Below are 14366 nucleotides of genomic sequence, written 5' to 3' on the forward strand. Positions count from 1 at the left end.
CGGTGACACTTCTTCAGGCGCGCGGTGTTCGAGGTCGCATGCTCCGTGACCTCCGCTATCTCACCCCGGCGCTCCTCGTGCTCGCGAGCGCGTGCAAGGACGAAGAGCCTCCGCCCGCCGAAGAGACCACCACTTACTGGCAACACGCCGCGCCGATCTTCTTCGACAAGTGCGTCGGTTGTCACACCGAGGGGGGCATCGCGCCGTTCCGCCTCGACACCTACGAGGACGCGAGCACCTGGGCCCAGGCCAGCGCCGCCGCCGTGGCCTCGCGGACCATGCCGCCGTGGCTGATGACCTCGGACGGCAGCTGCGGCGACTTCCGCGGCTCGCTCGCGCTGTCACAGGAGCAGATCGACACCATCGCCGCGTGGGCCGACGCCGACGCGCCCGAGGGCGAGCCGCGCACCGACCTCAAGCCCGTGGAGCCGTCGCGGCTCGAGGCGGGCCTCGACCTCGTGACCCCCGACTTCGTGCCCGAGGCCCAGGGCGGCCCGCTGGCGGCCTTCGACGAGTACCGCTGCTTCCTCGTCGAGCCCGGCCTCGACCGCGACAAGTTCATCACCGGCTACGAGATCACCCCGGGCAACCCGCAGCTGGTGCACCACGTGATCGCCATGCCGGTCGACCTCGACGCCGAGTCGTGGCTCGGCGACGGCAGCACCAACCGCGAGGTCATCGAGAAGCTCGACGCCGAGAGCCCCGACCGCGTCGGCTGGCCGTGCTTCAGCTCCGCCGGCGACGGCGTCTCGGTCGAGCAGCAGCCGGTGACCTGGGCCCCCGGCATGGGCGTCGTCGACTACCCCGCCGGCACCGGCGTGCGCATCCGCGAGACCGAGGTGGTCGTCGTGCAGATCCACTACAACCTCCACGACGGCCCCGGCAGCACCGCCTCCGACAGCACCCGGGTGCGCCTGCGCCTCGAGGACTCGGTCGAGCGCGAGGGCATGTTCCTCCTGGTCGACGAGTTCCTCGACACCCTGTTCGAGGGCGAGCCCGCGTCGCTCGCCCCCGGCAAACCCGACGTCCGCTACGACTCCGAGACCCCCATCGGCGAGTGGCTGCTCGCCGGGTCCAGCGTCGACGCGCTCGAGGTCCACGGCATCTTCCCGCACATGCACGAGCGCGGCCGCAAGTGGCGCGTCACCCTGGGCGACGACGCCGGCGAGCAGTGCATCGGCGACGTCCAGCGCTGGGACTTCGCCTGGCAGATGTACTACTTCTTCGAGGACCCGCCGCTGCTCACCCGCAAGTCGCGCCTCAAGATCACTTGCGAGTTCGACACCAGCGGCGACAAGGAGCCGATCACGCCCGGCTGGGGCACGCAGAACGAGATGTGCCTGGCCGGCCTGTTCGTCGTCCCGCCGAAGTGACCCGCGCGTCCGGCCTCACAGCCACAACACGCACAGGGACCCCGACACGGCCAGCCCGTCGTTTCGCAGCGCCCACTCGGAGCGGTCACACTCGTAACGCCCGGTCATGCCCGCGAGCACGAGCGCGTCGAGGTCGATGAACCAGGTCGACTGGTCGACGCTCAGCGAGACGCGCCCGCCGTCCGGCGTGAAGGACGGCGCCGCGAATTCGTGCTTCAGGCCGGGGACGGCGAACGCCCGCGACCGCGGCGCCGCTCCTGGTTCGAGCACGTGATCGATCGAAACCTCGTTGTCGATCGCCCGGAGCACCGCGCCGGAGCCGGGAACGATCCACAGAGATCCCTCTCGCCGCACGCGGCCGAGTTCGGCGCGCTCGACCTCGACCTCGGGATCCGTCACCGGGAGCTTCCAGGAGTAATACCCACCCGCCGCGTCGACCGCGACGAGTCGCCGATCCGCGGTGAAGGCGATGTCCTGGACGCGCGAACGGACGAAGCGCGGGAGCACCGTCGCGCCGGTCTCCACCTCCCAGGCGGCGACCGAAGAACCGTCGGAGAGCGCCACCACCCGACCATCCTCGCTGGCGACCATCTGCCCCGGGGACCCCATCCCGAACGAGACGTCGAGCCGGCGTCGCCGCGCATACGACCACGCGACCACGTCGCCCTCCTCGTTCTGAAACAGCGCCGCGTCGGCCGAGAGCAGGACCTCGTGCACGAGCGCGTCGCCGAACGGGCGCAGGCAAGTCGGCGGGCGGGACGAGCCCAGACGCTGCAACAGCGGCTCTTCGTCCGCGGAGAACGTGAGCCCCCACCGACCGTCCGGGCTGAAGGGGATCCCCATCGGATGAAAGGGCCAACCATCGCGCTCGACGAGCCGGGGCGGACGGATCCGCCGCGGCGAGACGAGACGTCTCCCGCGAACCTGCAACACGCACTGCTCCCCCGAGTCGTACAACACGACCAGCGAGTCGCCGTCGACGCCGAAGCCCATCCAGTAGACCTGCGACTCGATCGCGCCGCACGGAGTGTCGTGCAGCTCGATCAGCTCCGGCGACAGCGGCGGCGGGGTGACGAGCATCGCCCGCGACACCGGCTCGGCGGCGATGGGAGCCGGCGGCGCGAGCGGCGGAACCGGATCGACCGCGACGGAGTTCAGCGCGACGGACTCCGCCTGCTCCCCGGCGCGCGGCGTCGACGCGTGCGGCGCGACGCAGGCCGCGAGCGTCCACACGAGCTGGGCCATGCACACTCGCACCAGAGCGTCCGCGCGTCGACGGAATCGGCCCGTCGGTGCCGTGAGCATCATGCCGCTCGTACGCGCGAGCGAGCCGCGCGTGTTCCCGTGCACGGGCCGCCACGCCGGCTGGCAGGCCGCGAGCGCGGCGAGGCGTCTTCGTGAAATGATCTGTCTCGAGCTCCTGTGGATGCCGATCCGACCGACCAGAACCGCGGGTCATCCGCGCTGGTGTCGCGCCGCCGGCCGGCTCGTCGTCCCGGCGAAGCGAGTAAGATGTCCATTCGGTCATGTCCTCTGCGACATGCCCGTCCATGTTTGGAACAGGTTTCACCCGCGGCGTCATCCGCGGGGGTGCGCGAGTTCGAACGAGTCGGGCCGAACGCACGCGTGCGGCCCGCTGCCGCCGTGACAGAAGCGAAGCGTGCAGCGCGTATACTCGATTGCTTGTCGGACAGGGTCGACGACACCCTCCGCGGGCCGCAGGTGCCGAACCTGGCGGCGACGATGTTGGCGGCCACGCTCGGCGCGGCGGCCAAGGCGGAGGAGCCACAGCTCGAGCTCGGCTCGGGCGAGGTGGTCGGTCGCTACATCGTGCTGTCGCGGCTCGGGGCCGGCAGCATGGGCGTCGTCTACGCCGCCTACGACCCGGAGCTCGACCGCAAGGTCGCGCTCAAGCTGCTGCGCTCGCGCGCCGACGAGGCCGACGCCCGCGCCCGCCTGCAGCGCGAGGCCCAGGCGATGGCGCGCCTGCAGCACCCCAACGTGGTCGCGGTGTTCGACGTCGGCGCCTTCCGCGATCACGTGTGGGTGGCGATGGAGTTCGTCGAGGGCCAGGTGCTGTCGGCCTGGTCGGCGGCCATGCGCCGCACCTGGCGAGAGGTCCTCGACGTCCTGTGCGCGGCCGGCCGCGGCCTCGCGGCGGCGCACGCGGCCGGGCTGGTGCACCGCGACATCAAGCCGGACAACATCATGGTCGGCGGCGACGGTCGCGTGCGCCTGATGGACTTCGGCCTCGCGCGCAGCGGCACCGCCGAGCGCGTGCGCACCGCGGCCCCGGCCGGCAACGTCCCGGCCAGGAACCTCGTCGCCACCAACGCCGGCGCGATCCTCGGCACCCCGGCCTACATGGCCCCGGAGCAGTTCGCCGGCCTGCCGACCGACGCGCGCACCGATCAGTTCGGCTGGTGCGCGACCTGCTGGGAGGCGCTCTACGGCCAGCGACCGTTCGCCGGCGACTCCTTCATGGACCTCGCCCTCGCGGTCGGCGGCGGCGTCCTGCGACCCCCGCCGCCGACCTCGGCCCCGCGATGGGTCCGTCGCGCCCTCGAGCGCGGCCTGCGGACCGACCCGGAGACCCGCTTCCCGGCGATGGACGACCTGCTCGCCGAGCTCGCGTACGGCCAGGGTCGCCCGCGCCGCTGGCTGCAGCGCTTCGCCCTCACGACCGGCCTCGTGGGCCTCGCCGGCTTCTTCGGCACCCGGGAGCTGCACACCGCGGAGGCCGAGGCCGCGTGCGAGGCCGCCGGCGCGGCGCTCGAGCAGGTGTGGAACGACGACGTGCGCGCCCAGCTCGCGGCGGCCTTCTCCCGCGCCAGCCCGCACCTCGGCGCGATCATGGCCGAACACGGCGCCGGCTGGCTCGACCACCTCGCCGCCGAATGGAAGGCCACTCGCGTGTCCGTCTGCCGCGGCGCCACGGTCGATCACACCCACGCCCCCGAGCTCGCCGCCACCCAGGTCGCCTGCCTCGACGAGCGCCGCATCGACCTCGAGGCGATCGTCGGCGTGCTGGTCGAGGCCGACGCCGAGGTCGTGCAGCGCGCCCCCTACCTCGTGTCCGGCCTGGTGCCGGCCTCGATCTGCCTGCGCGAGGTCCGGAGCCCGCGCCCCGTCGACCTGTCCCATGAGACATATCTCGGCGCCCACCCGATCGCGCTGCGCCGGCGACTGGTCCGCGCCGCCGCGCTCGAGGACTCCGGCAAGTTCCCCGCCGGCCTGACCGCCGCCAACGACGTGCTGCACGAGGCCGAGCGCTTCGGTCTGCAGGCGCTGCGGGCCGAGGCGTTGATGCGGATCGGCAGCCTCCACGAGCGCCTGGGCGACGCAGTCGCGGCCGAGCGCGCGCTCGAGGAGGCGGTGTGGATCGCCACCGGCGAGGGCCACGACGAGCTGGTGGCCGAGGCCGCCTCGATGCTCGCCTTCACCGTCAGCTTCCGCGCCGGTCGCCACGAGGACGGGCTCCGCTGGGCCCGCCTCAGCCAGGCCGCGCTGCACCGCCTCGGCGCCGAGGACTCGCTGCGGGCCGCGCGGCTGCACAGCGTCCTCGGCACGGTGCACCGCCTGCGCGGCGACCTCGACGCCGCTCTCCGCCACTCCGAGCGCGCGCTGGCCCTCCGCGAGCGCCTCCTCGGCCCCGAGCACCCCGACGTCGCGCGCTCGCTCAACACGCTCGGCAACGTCGCCCTGGCCCGCGGCGAGTACGAGCAGGCCGTCCGCTGGCACGAGCGGGCCCTGGCGATCCGCGGCAACGCCTACGGCGTCGACAGCCACGACGTCGCCACCTCGATGAAGAACCTCGGCGACGCCCACCTCGCCCGCGGCGCGGTCGACGACGCCTTCATGTTCCACAACGACGCCCTGGCCCTGCGCGAGCGCCTGCTCGGCCCGGACCACCCCGACGTCGCCGTGGCGCTGATCGACCTCGGCCGCACCCAGATGGCCCGCCGCGCCTTCGCGGCCGCGCGCGACGTGTTCACCCGCGCGGCCGAGCTGCGCGAGCGCATCGCCGCCCTCGCCGACGCCCGCGCCGACGCCTGGACCCTCGCCGGCGAGGCGACGCTCGCCCTCGGCGACCCGGTCCGCGCGGCCGCCCTGCTGACCCGCGCGCTCGAGCTGTACGGCGACGCCGGCCCGCCCTCCGAGCGCCGCGCCGCCACCCTCGCCACCCTCGCCGAGGCCCTCCGCGCCGAGGGCCTCACCGCCCGCGCCGACGCGATGGCCCGCGCCGCCGACGACGAAGCCGCGGCCGCGCTCCGGCGCAAGTGAGATGTCTATTGAGACATGCCCTCGAGGCCATGCCCCCAAGGAACATGCCCTCGGAGGCACCTCGGTTCGGCGACCGACCCGACGAGCCCTCAGTTGAACCCCTCCTCGATGACCCAGCGGAAGCCGCGGGTCATCAGCGGCGCGTGCTCGGTGTCGAGCCGTTGCAACCGCACCGTCACTTCCGCCCCGGCGATCGGCCCGCGGAGGATCAGCTCGTCCGCGGCAGGCCGCTCGAGCGCGAGCGCGTGAATCACCTTCGGGTCCGCGAAGCTCGTCAACGTCATCGTCCCGGCCGCTTCGTCGAGCGCCATGCCGAAGCCGGTCTTCTGGCCTCGCATGCCCCGGACCATGGCGACCGGATACGGCGGGATCACGAGCTGCCGCCAGCGGAGCTCGTCGTGCTGCGACCACGGATGCACCTGCCCGTCGCGCACGAACTCCACCACCTCCCACGCGCCGTCGAGCGGCCCCGGCGCGGGCTTCGGCGCGGCTTGCCGGATCGCCAGCTTGACCGGCGTCTCCAGGATGGAGACGAACACGACGCCCTTTAAAATGATGCGGGCGATCCGCATGCGGCGGCTGAGCACGGGCGGCGGATCGGCGAGCGTGGCCGGTCGCCCGCGCACGAACAGGTCGACGAGCGGCCGGGCGTGGTACGCCGCCAGGAACACAGCCAGCGCCAGGAACAGCGACGAGTAGATCTTGACTCCCACGCCGTAGCAGAAGTTGAGCACGACCACGTGCGCCATCACCCCGGCGGAGACGAGCGCCCCGAGCGTGGCAGTGCGACGCCACAGCAGCAGCGCCCCGCCGATCACCTCGGCCATCCCCGTGAACCCCTGGTAGAAGTGCGAGAAGCCCATGAACGACCACAGCAGGCCGCCGGCCGACGATTCACCGTAGGTCCGCGACAGCTCTGCCGGACCGAGCGGCGGCATCTGCGTGCCGAACACTTTAATAAAGCCATACGAGAGCATCATCATCGCCAGGCCGTGGCGGACGATGATCCGCAGCCAGGCGTACTGCGCCGGCAATGGCCACTTGCGGTGCGGCAGGATCGCCCAAACGACCGCGCCGACGGTCGCCAGCACGAGGTACCAGAACTGCTGCACGTAGTTCCAGGTCATGTCGGTGCTGCCGCCGAGCTCCATCGAGATCGGCTCTTCGATCCCGAGCGCCGCATTGCCGAGGATCGGCATCAGCTTCACCCACAGCGTCAGCCACAGCATCCCGAACCAGTCGTCTACCAGGGGGACCGACAGCACCATCAGCGGCACGATGTTCAAACAGAAATACAGGCCGAGAAACGACAGCCAGAGCCGCCGCGCCAGACTCCACTGCGCGTCACCGTCGATCATAAAGCTGATGCCTCCAGGTCCGCGAGACAGCGGCTGCATGCCCGAGTTCCGCACAATTGATTTTTTCTCGCGAGAAAACGTCGCGGCCGCTCCGCGGCTTTCACGCAGACTGCTCGCCGCGTTCTCTCGATCGCATGGACGACGTCGCGCCGACCTCGGTCGCGTGAATCACCTGTCGATGCGCTCGGCCACCGCGAACGCCCCCGCGCGCACGACGTGATGGTCGACGATCAGCCGGTCCGCCCGCAGCGTCCCGCGGACCTCGAGGCTGTAGTCATTGTAAAATGCATCGACGACGCGGGCAGTGAGGTCGCCGCCGATCACCGCCGGCCCCTCGGTGCGGAACGACTCGCAGGTGAAGTTCCCGCCGACGAACAGGCGGCGGCCCTCGACGTTGTTGGCGTCGCCGCGGACGGTCAGGTCGCCCGTGACCATCAGCGAGCCGATCGTCAGCTTGCCGTCGATCGTCAGGTCGCCGTGGTGGACCGCCACGCTCTTCGCCAATTTTTTGAGCGTCTTGGCCTTCGGCTCGCGCCTGGCCACTTTGCGGATCAGCTCGACGCAGGCGAACACCAGCTCGGGCCGCGTGTCGCCGTGCTCCTCGATGCTCTCGTACAGCTGGTCGATCGAGACCGAGTGCTCCTCGACGAACACGCTGTCCATGAACGAGCGCAGCGCCGCCCACGTCGCCGCGCCCACCGTCGGCGGCGGCGCCTCGGCCAGCCAGGCCGTCACTTCGGCCTCGGCCAGCTCCTTGGGCTTCTTCGGCGGCGGCGGCCGCCGCGACTTGGTCGGCAGCAGCAGCTCGACCAGCAGCGGCACCACGCCGCGGCTGTGACGCGAGGCGCGGGCCGCCGCCAGCGGCGTGCGACCGCCGACCTTGCCGCGCGGATCGACGCCCTGCTCGATCAGGAACCGGACCACCCGGTGGGCCCCGAACTCCGCCGCGCGGTGCAGCGGCGACTCGTAGCCCGTCTCCGCGCGGATGTCGGCGCCGTGCTCGATCAGCAGCTCGATCAGCGCGACGTCGTTGTGGGTGACCGCGACCAGCAGCGGCGTGTGACTGCCGTTGCGCGTGAAGTCGAGGCTGACCCCGCCGGCCAGGAGCTCGCGGATCTGGGCCACCACCGCCGTGTTCTTGGCCTGCTGACGCTGCAGCAGCTCGCGGTACTCGGCCTCGGGCAGCTCGCGCTGCTTGTAGGTCTCGGTGTACCACAGGTCGTCGATCTGCCCGATCAGGCGCAGGAGCTCGGCTTGCTGTTCGTTCATGTCCTTCAGGCCAGGTACTCGGGTGTGCCGACGCCGCCGAAGCGGGTCGCCAGAGTGCGGACGAACGCCGCCAGCCACGGCTGCATCGCGTCGAGCTCGCGCTCGATCGTCTTCCTGGTCACGACCACCAGCTCGCTGTCGGTGAGGGCGACCACGCTGGCGGTGCGCGGCGAGGCGGCCAGGATGGCGGTCTCGCCGAACACGTCGCCGGGGCCGAGCTGACGCAGCACCACCCTGCCCTGGCCGACATTCTTGAACACCTGCAGCTTGCCGGCGCGGACGATGTAGGCCGCCTCGCCGACCTCGCCCTCGCGGATGACGAGCTCACCGGCGGCGACGCTGGTGACGGCGAAGCTGCCGCCGCCGCGCAGGAGCGCCTTGATGTCCTCGATGAGGTCGTCGACGCGGGGGTAGCGGTCGTCGGGCTTGACCGCCAGGGCCTTCATGCAGATCCGCACCAGCTCGGGCGGGAAGCTGATCTCGGGGCCGACGACGACGTCGGGCGAGGTGACCTCGCCGCGCTGGGCCATCTTCAGCACGCGCTTGGGGTCGGGGTCCTGGTAGAGCGGTCGGCCGGTGAGCAGCTCGAACAGCAGGCCGCCGAGCAGGAACACGTCGGAGCGCTCGTCGAGCGACTTGCGGCGGCCCATCGCCTGCTCGGGCGACATGTACTCGGGCGTGCCCCAGACGATGTTGTCGGCCTCCTCGGGGCGCAGCGGCGGCAGGCTCTCGCGCGCCCACGCCTCCTCGCTGCCGGGCGGCGGCGGCAGCAGGAACGCGTTGCCCCAGTCCATCACGAACACCTGGCCGTAGGCGCCGACCATGATGTTGGCGGTCTTGATGTCGCAGTGGAGCACGCCGCGGCTGTGGGCGAAGGCGACGCCGTCGCACACCTTGACGAACGCGTCGAGGCGGCGCTGCAGCTGGTCGGGCGTGCGCGCCGGGCGGCCGCCGATCAGCGAGTAGAGCGAGCGGCCCTCGATGAGCTTCATGGTGAAGAAGATGCCGCCCTCTGGGTCGCGGCCGAGCTCGTAGATCGGGGCGATGTTGGGGTGGTCGAGCTGGCCCGAGACCTGGGCCTCGCGGATGAACGCGTGGACCAGCAAGTAATAGTTGTACGAGCCGGCCTGGAGGGTCTTGAGCGCCATGCGGCGCTGCAGCGACTTGTCGAAGGCGACCCGGACCGAGCCGACGCCGCCGGCCGCGATGACATCGCCGATCCGGAGGTGGTTCATCGCCGTCGGCAGCACCGACTGGACCAGCGCGCGGGTGCGAGGGTCGAGCGTGATCACCTCGCCGTCGAGGCCGACGACGGTGATCGGGATGTCCACGGTCTCCTCGAGCATCGCGCTCGACCCTATCACGCGGCCGCGCTCATCGCATCCGCTGCAGCTGGTACTGCAGCTGTCGCAGACCGCCGCGCATGCGGGCCCGCAGGTGCCCGAGGTTGCGCCGCGTCAGCAGCTGCCGCGGCCGCAGGTAGACCTCGGCGTTGAACATCGACAGGAGGATCCGGTGGCGGCGCCAGTTGGGCGCCCCGCGCAGGACCCGGAGCCGCGCCGACACGCCGAGCGTCTGCAGGCCGAACGGCTGCGTCAGCGCGAACAGCAGCGGCTGCCCGCACACCTCGACGTCGACCGGCACCCCGCTCACCTCCTCGCAGCGGCCGTGCGCGAGGTCGAGGCGCAGCGTGACGTCGAGGTCGCGCACGCGGATCGTCACCGGCCCGAGCCACGCGCGCAGCAGCCACGCCGGGTAGTGCTCGGCGAGGCGACCGGCGAGCGCGTCGGCGGCGGCGACGAGCGCGGGCAGCTCGACCGGCGCCGGCGGGTCGAGCGGGGCCGCGTCCGCGCGCGCGAAGGCCTCGTCCCAGAGCTGCAGCGCCGGCCGCGAGTCCCACGCGCGCCCGACCTCGTAGACGTCGCCCGGCGCGAGCACGTCGACGCGCAGGCCGAGGTGCTCGAACGCCGCCGCGACGCGCCGCGGCGTGTTGGCGTACGCGTTCATGTACGCGTTGTCCTCGCACGAGAAGCGGACGAAGCTGGCGATCGGCACCGTCGCCTCGGCGCCGAGGTCGCGATGGTTGGCGATCATGCTGTCGACGATCGCCCGGGCCTTCCGCGGCAGGCGCTGCTCGCGGTCGGCCTCGCCGCCGTAGCCCGCCAGCGAGAACTGGTTCAGCACCACCTGCGCCGGCCCGAGGTCGCCGCGGATCAGCCGGCAGTCGTCGGCGTCGGCCTCGGCGTCGTTGACGTTCACGAGACATGTCCCATCGGCCATGACCGCAAGGACAGAGTCCATCTGGCCGACCTGGTAGCAGTAGACCTGCAGCCCCGGGCGCAGGTCGACCAGCCCGCGGTGCGGCAGCAGGCGGACGGCGGCGAAGCCGAGGCGGGCGAACGCCTGCGGCATCTTGTCGGTCGGCATCTGCTGAAACAGCAGGGTGACGCGGCGCTTGAACGCCGCCGGCAGGTCGCGCAGCGTCGGCAGGTGGAAGTGGTCGGGGTGCTCGTGCGAGACCCAGACGTAGTCGACCTTCTCGAGCAGCGCCGGATCCCACGCCGGCGGCACCAGCAGCGACCACGAATTATTGAAGACCTTGCCGCCGAGCCACGGGTCGGTCCAGATCGTCGCGCCGCCGGCCTCGATCAGCAGCGACGCGTGGGCGACCAGTCGCAGCTTCATCGCCGACCCTCGCGGGCTCTTCGTCCGCCGGCGTGATCGACCGATCGCACGGCGAAGCTCGACGCGATCACCAACTCAGGCATGCCCGTCCTCGATCCTTTCGATCACGGTAGCAAGCGGCCCAGGTCCTGCCAACCGCGGCTCGCGCCAGCCCGAGGTCTTCAGGCCTCACCCGCCGAGATCGAGCTCTCCGAGGTGCTCCGTGGCGTTCTGGACCTGGATGTCCCATCGGCCATCCGGGCGGTGGCGCAGGCGATAGACGCCGGCGAGCGAGACCGGCAGGGTGGACGCCTCGGCCTGGGGCATGCCGGTGAGCGCGGCGATCACGGCCTTGATCACGCCCTTGTGCAGCACTGCGACCGCGCGCGGGCACGCGGGCACGGCCAGGACCCTGCGCGCGCCGGCCTGCACGCGGTCCCAGAACGCCTGGCGCGACTCGCCGCCGGGGTAGGTGAAGCCCATGCCCTCGGCGAGGTAGCGGCTGTGGCCGGCGGGGTCGCGTGCGGCGACCTCGTCGAAGGTCAGGCCCTCCCACTGACCGAAGTCGACCTCCGCGAACTCGGGGACCACGGTGACCGGCGGCGGCGGGCGCTGGCCGCCGGCCACCAGCGCCGCCGCGGCCCGCGAGCGCTGCAGCGGCGACGCCAGCACCGCCGCGAAGCCGGGCTCGGCCGCCAGCGCGGCTGCCACGCGCTCGATCTGCTGCAGGCCCAGCGACGAGAGCGCCACGTCCGTGGCCCCGTGGAGGCGGATCGACGACTGGCCCACGGTCTCGCCGTGGCGGACCAGCACGAGCTCGGCCGGGAGTGGTGATGCGGGGCGCAGGCGGCCTGGGTACGCGAGGTCGGCGGGTCCGTCAACGGCCGCGGGCGTGCACACGCCGCGCTTGCGGACGCGGCGGCCTCTGACATATAACGAACCCGCGAAATGGCCTCACGAACGCCACGTCGCCCGGCTTCGGAGGCTGTTCCTGCTGGGAGCGCGTCGCGCCCCGCGGGGGCCGAGGGTGCGCGGGCGGAGCCCGAGTCCGGCGGCCGCTCCGCTCCCGAGAGCGCGTCGGAGATCGCGCTGCTCGGCGAGGGCGACATCGGCGCGGCCGAGCTGACGCGCCGGCTGGCCGACAACATCCGCACCCTCCGCAAGGCCCGCGGCTACTCGCTCGACGACATGGCCCGAAGGTCAGGTGTCTCGCGGGCCAGCCTGTCGCAGGTCGAGACCGCCAAGACAAACCCGACGATCGCCATCCTGTGGAAGATCGCCGCCGGCCTCGAGGTGCCGTTCTCGGCCCTCCTCGGCGCCGACAAGACCGAGCGCGTCAGCGTCCTCCGCCGCCCCGACCAGCGGGTCCTGCGGTCGGCCGACGGCCAGCTCGAGAGCCGCCCGCTCACCCCCGCCGGCACTCTCGGCGGCGTCGAGGTCTACGAGCTGCGCCTGGCCCCCCGCGCGGTCCACAGCTCCGAGCCCCACGCCCCCGGCACCGGCGAGAGCGTCACCGTCCTGGTCGGCCAGCTGCGCCTGCGCGTCGCCGAGGAGGTCCACGACCTCGCCGCCGGCGACACCGCCAGCTTCGCCGCCGACGTCCCGCACAGCTACGAGAACCCGGGCCGCACCCACACGCTGGTCCACAACGTCATCGTCTACCAGCGCTGAGCCGGACCTGTCCCTCGGGCCAGGCGCGGCGAAGAGCTTCGGAGCATCGCCCGCCAGCCTCGCCCGCGCTACGCTGCTCCGAAGCCTGTCCCTTGGCGCAGGTCATCTGCCACGGGTCCCCGCCGCGCGCCGGGTGCCAGCGAAGGCCGCCCGGCGGACGCAGCCGCGACTCGAGTCCTGAGGCCCCGCCGCGATGCCACGGTCGAGCCACGACCTGTCCCTCCGAGTAGGTTGCTCCGCGCGCGGCTCACCACTGCGCGCCACCCCTCGGCGCAGTCGATCGCATGGGAGGCGCCCCCGACGCGAAGCCGGAGACCTGTCCCTCAGGACAGGCCAAAGCAGCGCCCGGCGCCTCAGCGCTTGACCGCGAGGCTGGGCGCGTCGCCCACGGAGATCCTGTCCTTCGGGGCATACCCGCTGCGAGCCGCGTCGCGGGCCGCCACGGCCAGCCGGTCGCAGCGCTCGTTCTCCGGGTGGCCGGAGTGGCCGCGGACCCAGTGGAAGCGGATCTTGTGGGTGGCGAGGAAGCCGTCGAGGGTCTGCCACAGGTCCTGGTTCTTGACCGGCTGGCGGTCGGCGGTGCGCCAGCCGGCGCGCTTCCACCCGGCCATCCATTCGGACATGCCCTTCAGGACATATTGCGAGTCCGAGTAGAGGTCGACCGTCATCGGCCGGCGCAGCGCAGTCAGCCCGCGGATGACCGCCATCAGCTCCATGCGGTTGTTGGTGGTGTGCGGCTCGCCGCCGGACTCCTCGCGCTGCTTGGCGCTGGCCGGGTGGATCAGCACGTAGGCCCAGCCGCCCGGGCCGGGGTTCCCGGCGCAGGCGCCGTCGGTATACAAGAGGACATACGCGAGACGCGGGTCGTCCGGTTGCATCTGCGCCGCAAGCTACCCGACCCGCGCCCCGCTGCCAACCTCTACAGGTCGAAGCCGCAGCACTCCGCGGCCGCCTGGGCCTGCGCCTCGGGCTCGGCGGCGCAGAGACCGGGCTCGGCCGGGCACGTGCCCTGCGGCTCGTCACCGACCAGACACGTGCAGGTGTCGCCCTCGCAGCTGAACTCGATGGTCGGCTGGTCGGGGCACTCCTGGCCGATCGAGCAGCTGCTGATGCCGTCGCCCCCGACGAAGCCGGAGCAGGTGTCGGCGCCCTCGCAGGACGTGCCCATGGCGTCGAACTCGTCCTGACACGGGCCGAACTCCTCGGTGTCGAGCGCCTTCATCAGCTCGTCGCAGGTCATGGTGCCGATGCAGGTGTTGAACGCGACCGTGACGTCGAGGCAGCCCTCGCCCTCGCCCAGCGCGCTCGAGCAGTCGCCCTTGCACGCGTCCACGCTGGGGAACGGCGGCATCGGGAAGCACTCGAAGAACTTCTCGCAGGCCGCCATGCAGGCCGCGTCGAGCTCGGGCGGGGCCGGCTCACCGGTGTCGGTGTCGACCGGCTCGGTGGTGGTCCCGACGCTCGTCGTCTCGTCGGGCGCGGTCGTCTCGCCGCCCATCGTGCCCGCGGTCTCGGTCCCGGTCGCGCTGCCCTCGGTCGGCGTGCCGGTCGACGTCGGCGTGTTCGTCGTCGCCTCGGTGCTCGGCTCCGTCGCCGTGCTCGGCTCCGTCGCCGTGCTCGGCTCCGTCGCCGTGCCCGTGGTGCTGTCCGTCTCGTTCTCCTTCGCGGGGCACGCCGCCAGCGTCAGCGTGCAGGTGGCGAGGAGGAGCGCGCGAAGGTTCGTGTGAAGCGTAAGGCTCATGCGGCG

11 protein-coding genes are annotated in these 14366 nt (G+C 72.1%); 3 read left to right on the top strand and 8 right to left on the bottom strand.

The window, feature by feature from the left end:
- Positions 1-38: 38 nt before the first annotated feature.
- Positions 39-1373, top strand: coding sequence for a monooxygenase (locus O0S08_RS44695; RefSeq protein WP_269035626.1), 1335 nt, complete (start codon positions 39-41; stop codon positions 1371-1373).
- Positions 1374-1388: 15 nt separating this feature from the next.
- On the opposite strand, the gene O0S08_RS44700 is transcribed toward O0S08_RS44695, so the two are convergent.
- Positions 1389-2618 carry a PQQ-binding-like beta-propeller repeat protein gene (locus tag O0S08_RS44700; RefSeq protein ID WP_269035627.1) on the bottom strand — a complete coding sequence of 410 codons (1230 nt, stop codon included), beginning with the start codon at positions 2616-2618 and terminating at the stop codon, positions 1389-1391.
- A 438-nt stretch (positions 2619-3056) separates the two neighbouring features.
- Here O0S08_RS44700 and O0S08_RS44705 point away from each other — a divergent pair, with 438 nt between their 5' ends.
- Positions 3057-5657 (top strand): serine/threonine-protein kinase, encoded by a 2601-nt coding sequence (locus O0S08_RS44705; RefSeq protein WP_269035628.1) that lies wholly within the window; start codon positions 3057-3059, stop codon positions 5655-5657.
- Positions 5658-5746: 89 nt separating this feature from the next.
- Here O0S08_RS44705 and O0S08_RS44710 read toward each other — a convergent pair whose 3' ends face one another.
- The 5 genes from O0S08_RS44710 to O0S08_RS44730 form a co-directional block, all read right to left on the bottom strand.
- Positions 5747-7015, bottom strand: coding sequence for a hypothetical protein (locus O0S08_RS44710; RefSeq protein ID WP_269035629.1), 1269 nt, complete (start codon positions 7013-7015; stop codon positions 5747-5749).
- 168 nt (positions 7016-7183) lie between these two features.
- Positions 7184-8284, bottom strand: coding sequence for an ankyrin repeat domain-containing protein (locus tag O0S08_RS44715; protein WP_269035630.1), 1101 nt, complete (start codon positions 8282-8284; stop codon positions 7184-7186).
- Between the two features lie 5 nt (positions 8285-8289).
- Positions 8290-9630, bottom strand: coding sequence for a serine/threonine protein kinase (locus O0S08_RS44720; RefSeq protein ID WP_269035631.1), 1341 nt, complete (start codon positions 9628-9630; stop codon positions 8290-8292).
- A 28-nt stretch (positions 9631-9658) separates the two neighbouring features.
- On the bottom strand, positions 9659-10969 hold the full coding sequence (locus tag O0S08_RS44725; protein ID WP_269035632.1) for an MBL fold metallo-hydrolase: 1311 nt from the start codon (positions 10967-10969) through the stop codon (positions 9659-9661).
- 168 nt (positions 10970-11137) lie between these two features.
- Positions 11138-11761, bottom strand: a complete 624-nt coding sequence (locus tag O0S08_RS44730; RefSeq protein WP_269035633.1) for a histidine phosphatase family protein — start codon at positions 11759-11761, stop codon at positions 11138-11140.
- A 135-nt stretch (positions 11762-11896) separates the two neighbouring features.
- Here O0S08_RS44730 and O0S08_RS44735 point away from each other — a divergent pair, with 135 nt between their 5' ends.
- Complete coding sequence (locus O0S08_RS44735; protein WP_269035634.1) at positions 11897-12619, top strand: helix-turn-helix domain-containing protein; 723 nt, start codon at positions 11897-11899, stop codon at positions 12617-12619.
- A gap of 353 nt (positions 12620-12972) precedes the next feature.
- Here the strand turns inward: O0S08_RS44735 and rnhA are convergent, their stop codons facing one another.
- Together rnhA and O0S08_RS44745 are read right to left on the bottom strand one after the other, a co-directional pair.
- The gene (rnhA, locus tag O0S08_RS44740) at positions 12973-13497 is read right to left on the bottom strand and encodes a ribonuclease HI (RefSeq protein ID WP_269035635.1); all 525 of its coding nucleotides are present in this window, start codon (positions 13495-13497) and stop codon (positions 12973-12975) included.
- Between the two features lie 41 nt (positions 13498-13538).
- Positions 13539-14360: a hypothetical protein gene (locus O0S08_RS44745; protein WP_269035636.1), complete on the bottom strand. Its 822-nt coding sequence runs from the start codon at positions 14358-14360 to the stop codon at positions 13539-13541.
- Positions 14361-14366 lie beyond the last annotated feature (6 nt).

The organism is Nannocystis punicea (genome assembly GCF_026965555.1).
GTDB classification, from domain to species: domain Bacteria; phylum Myxococcota_A; class Polyangia; order Nannocystales; family Nannocystaceae; genus Nannocystis; species Nannocystis punicea.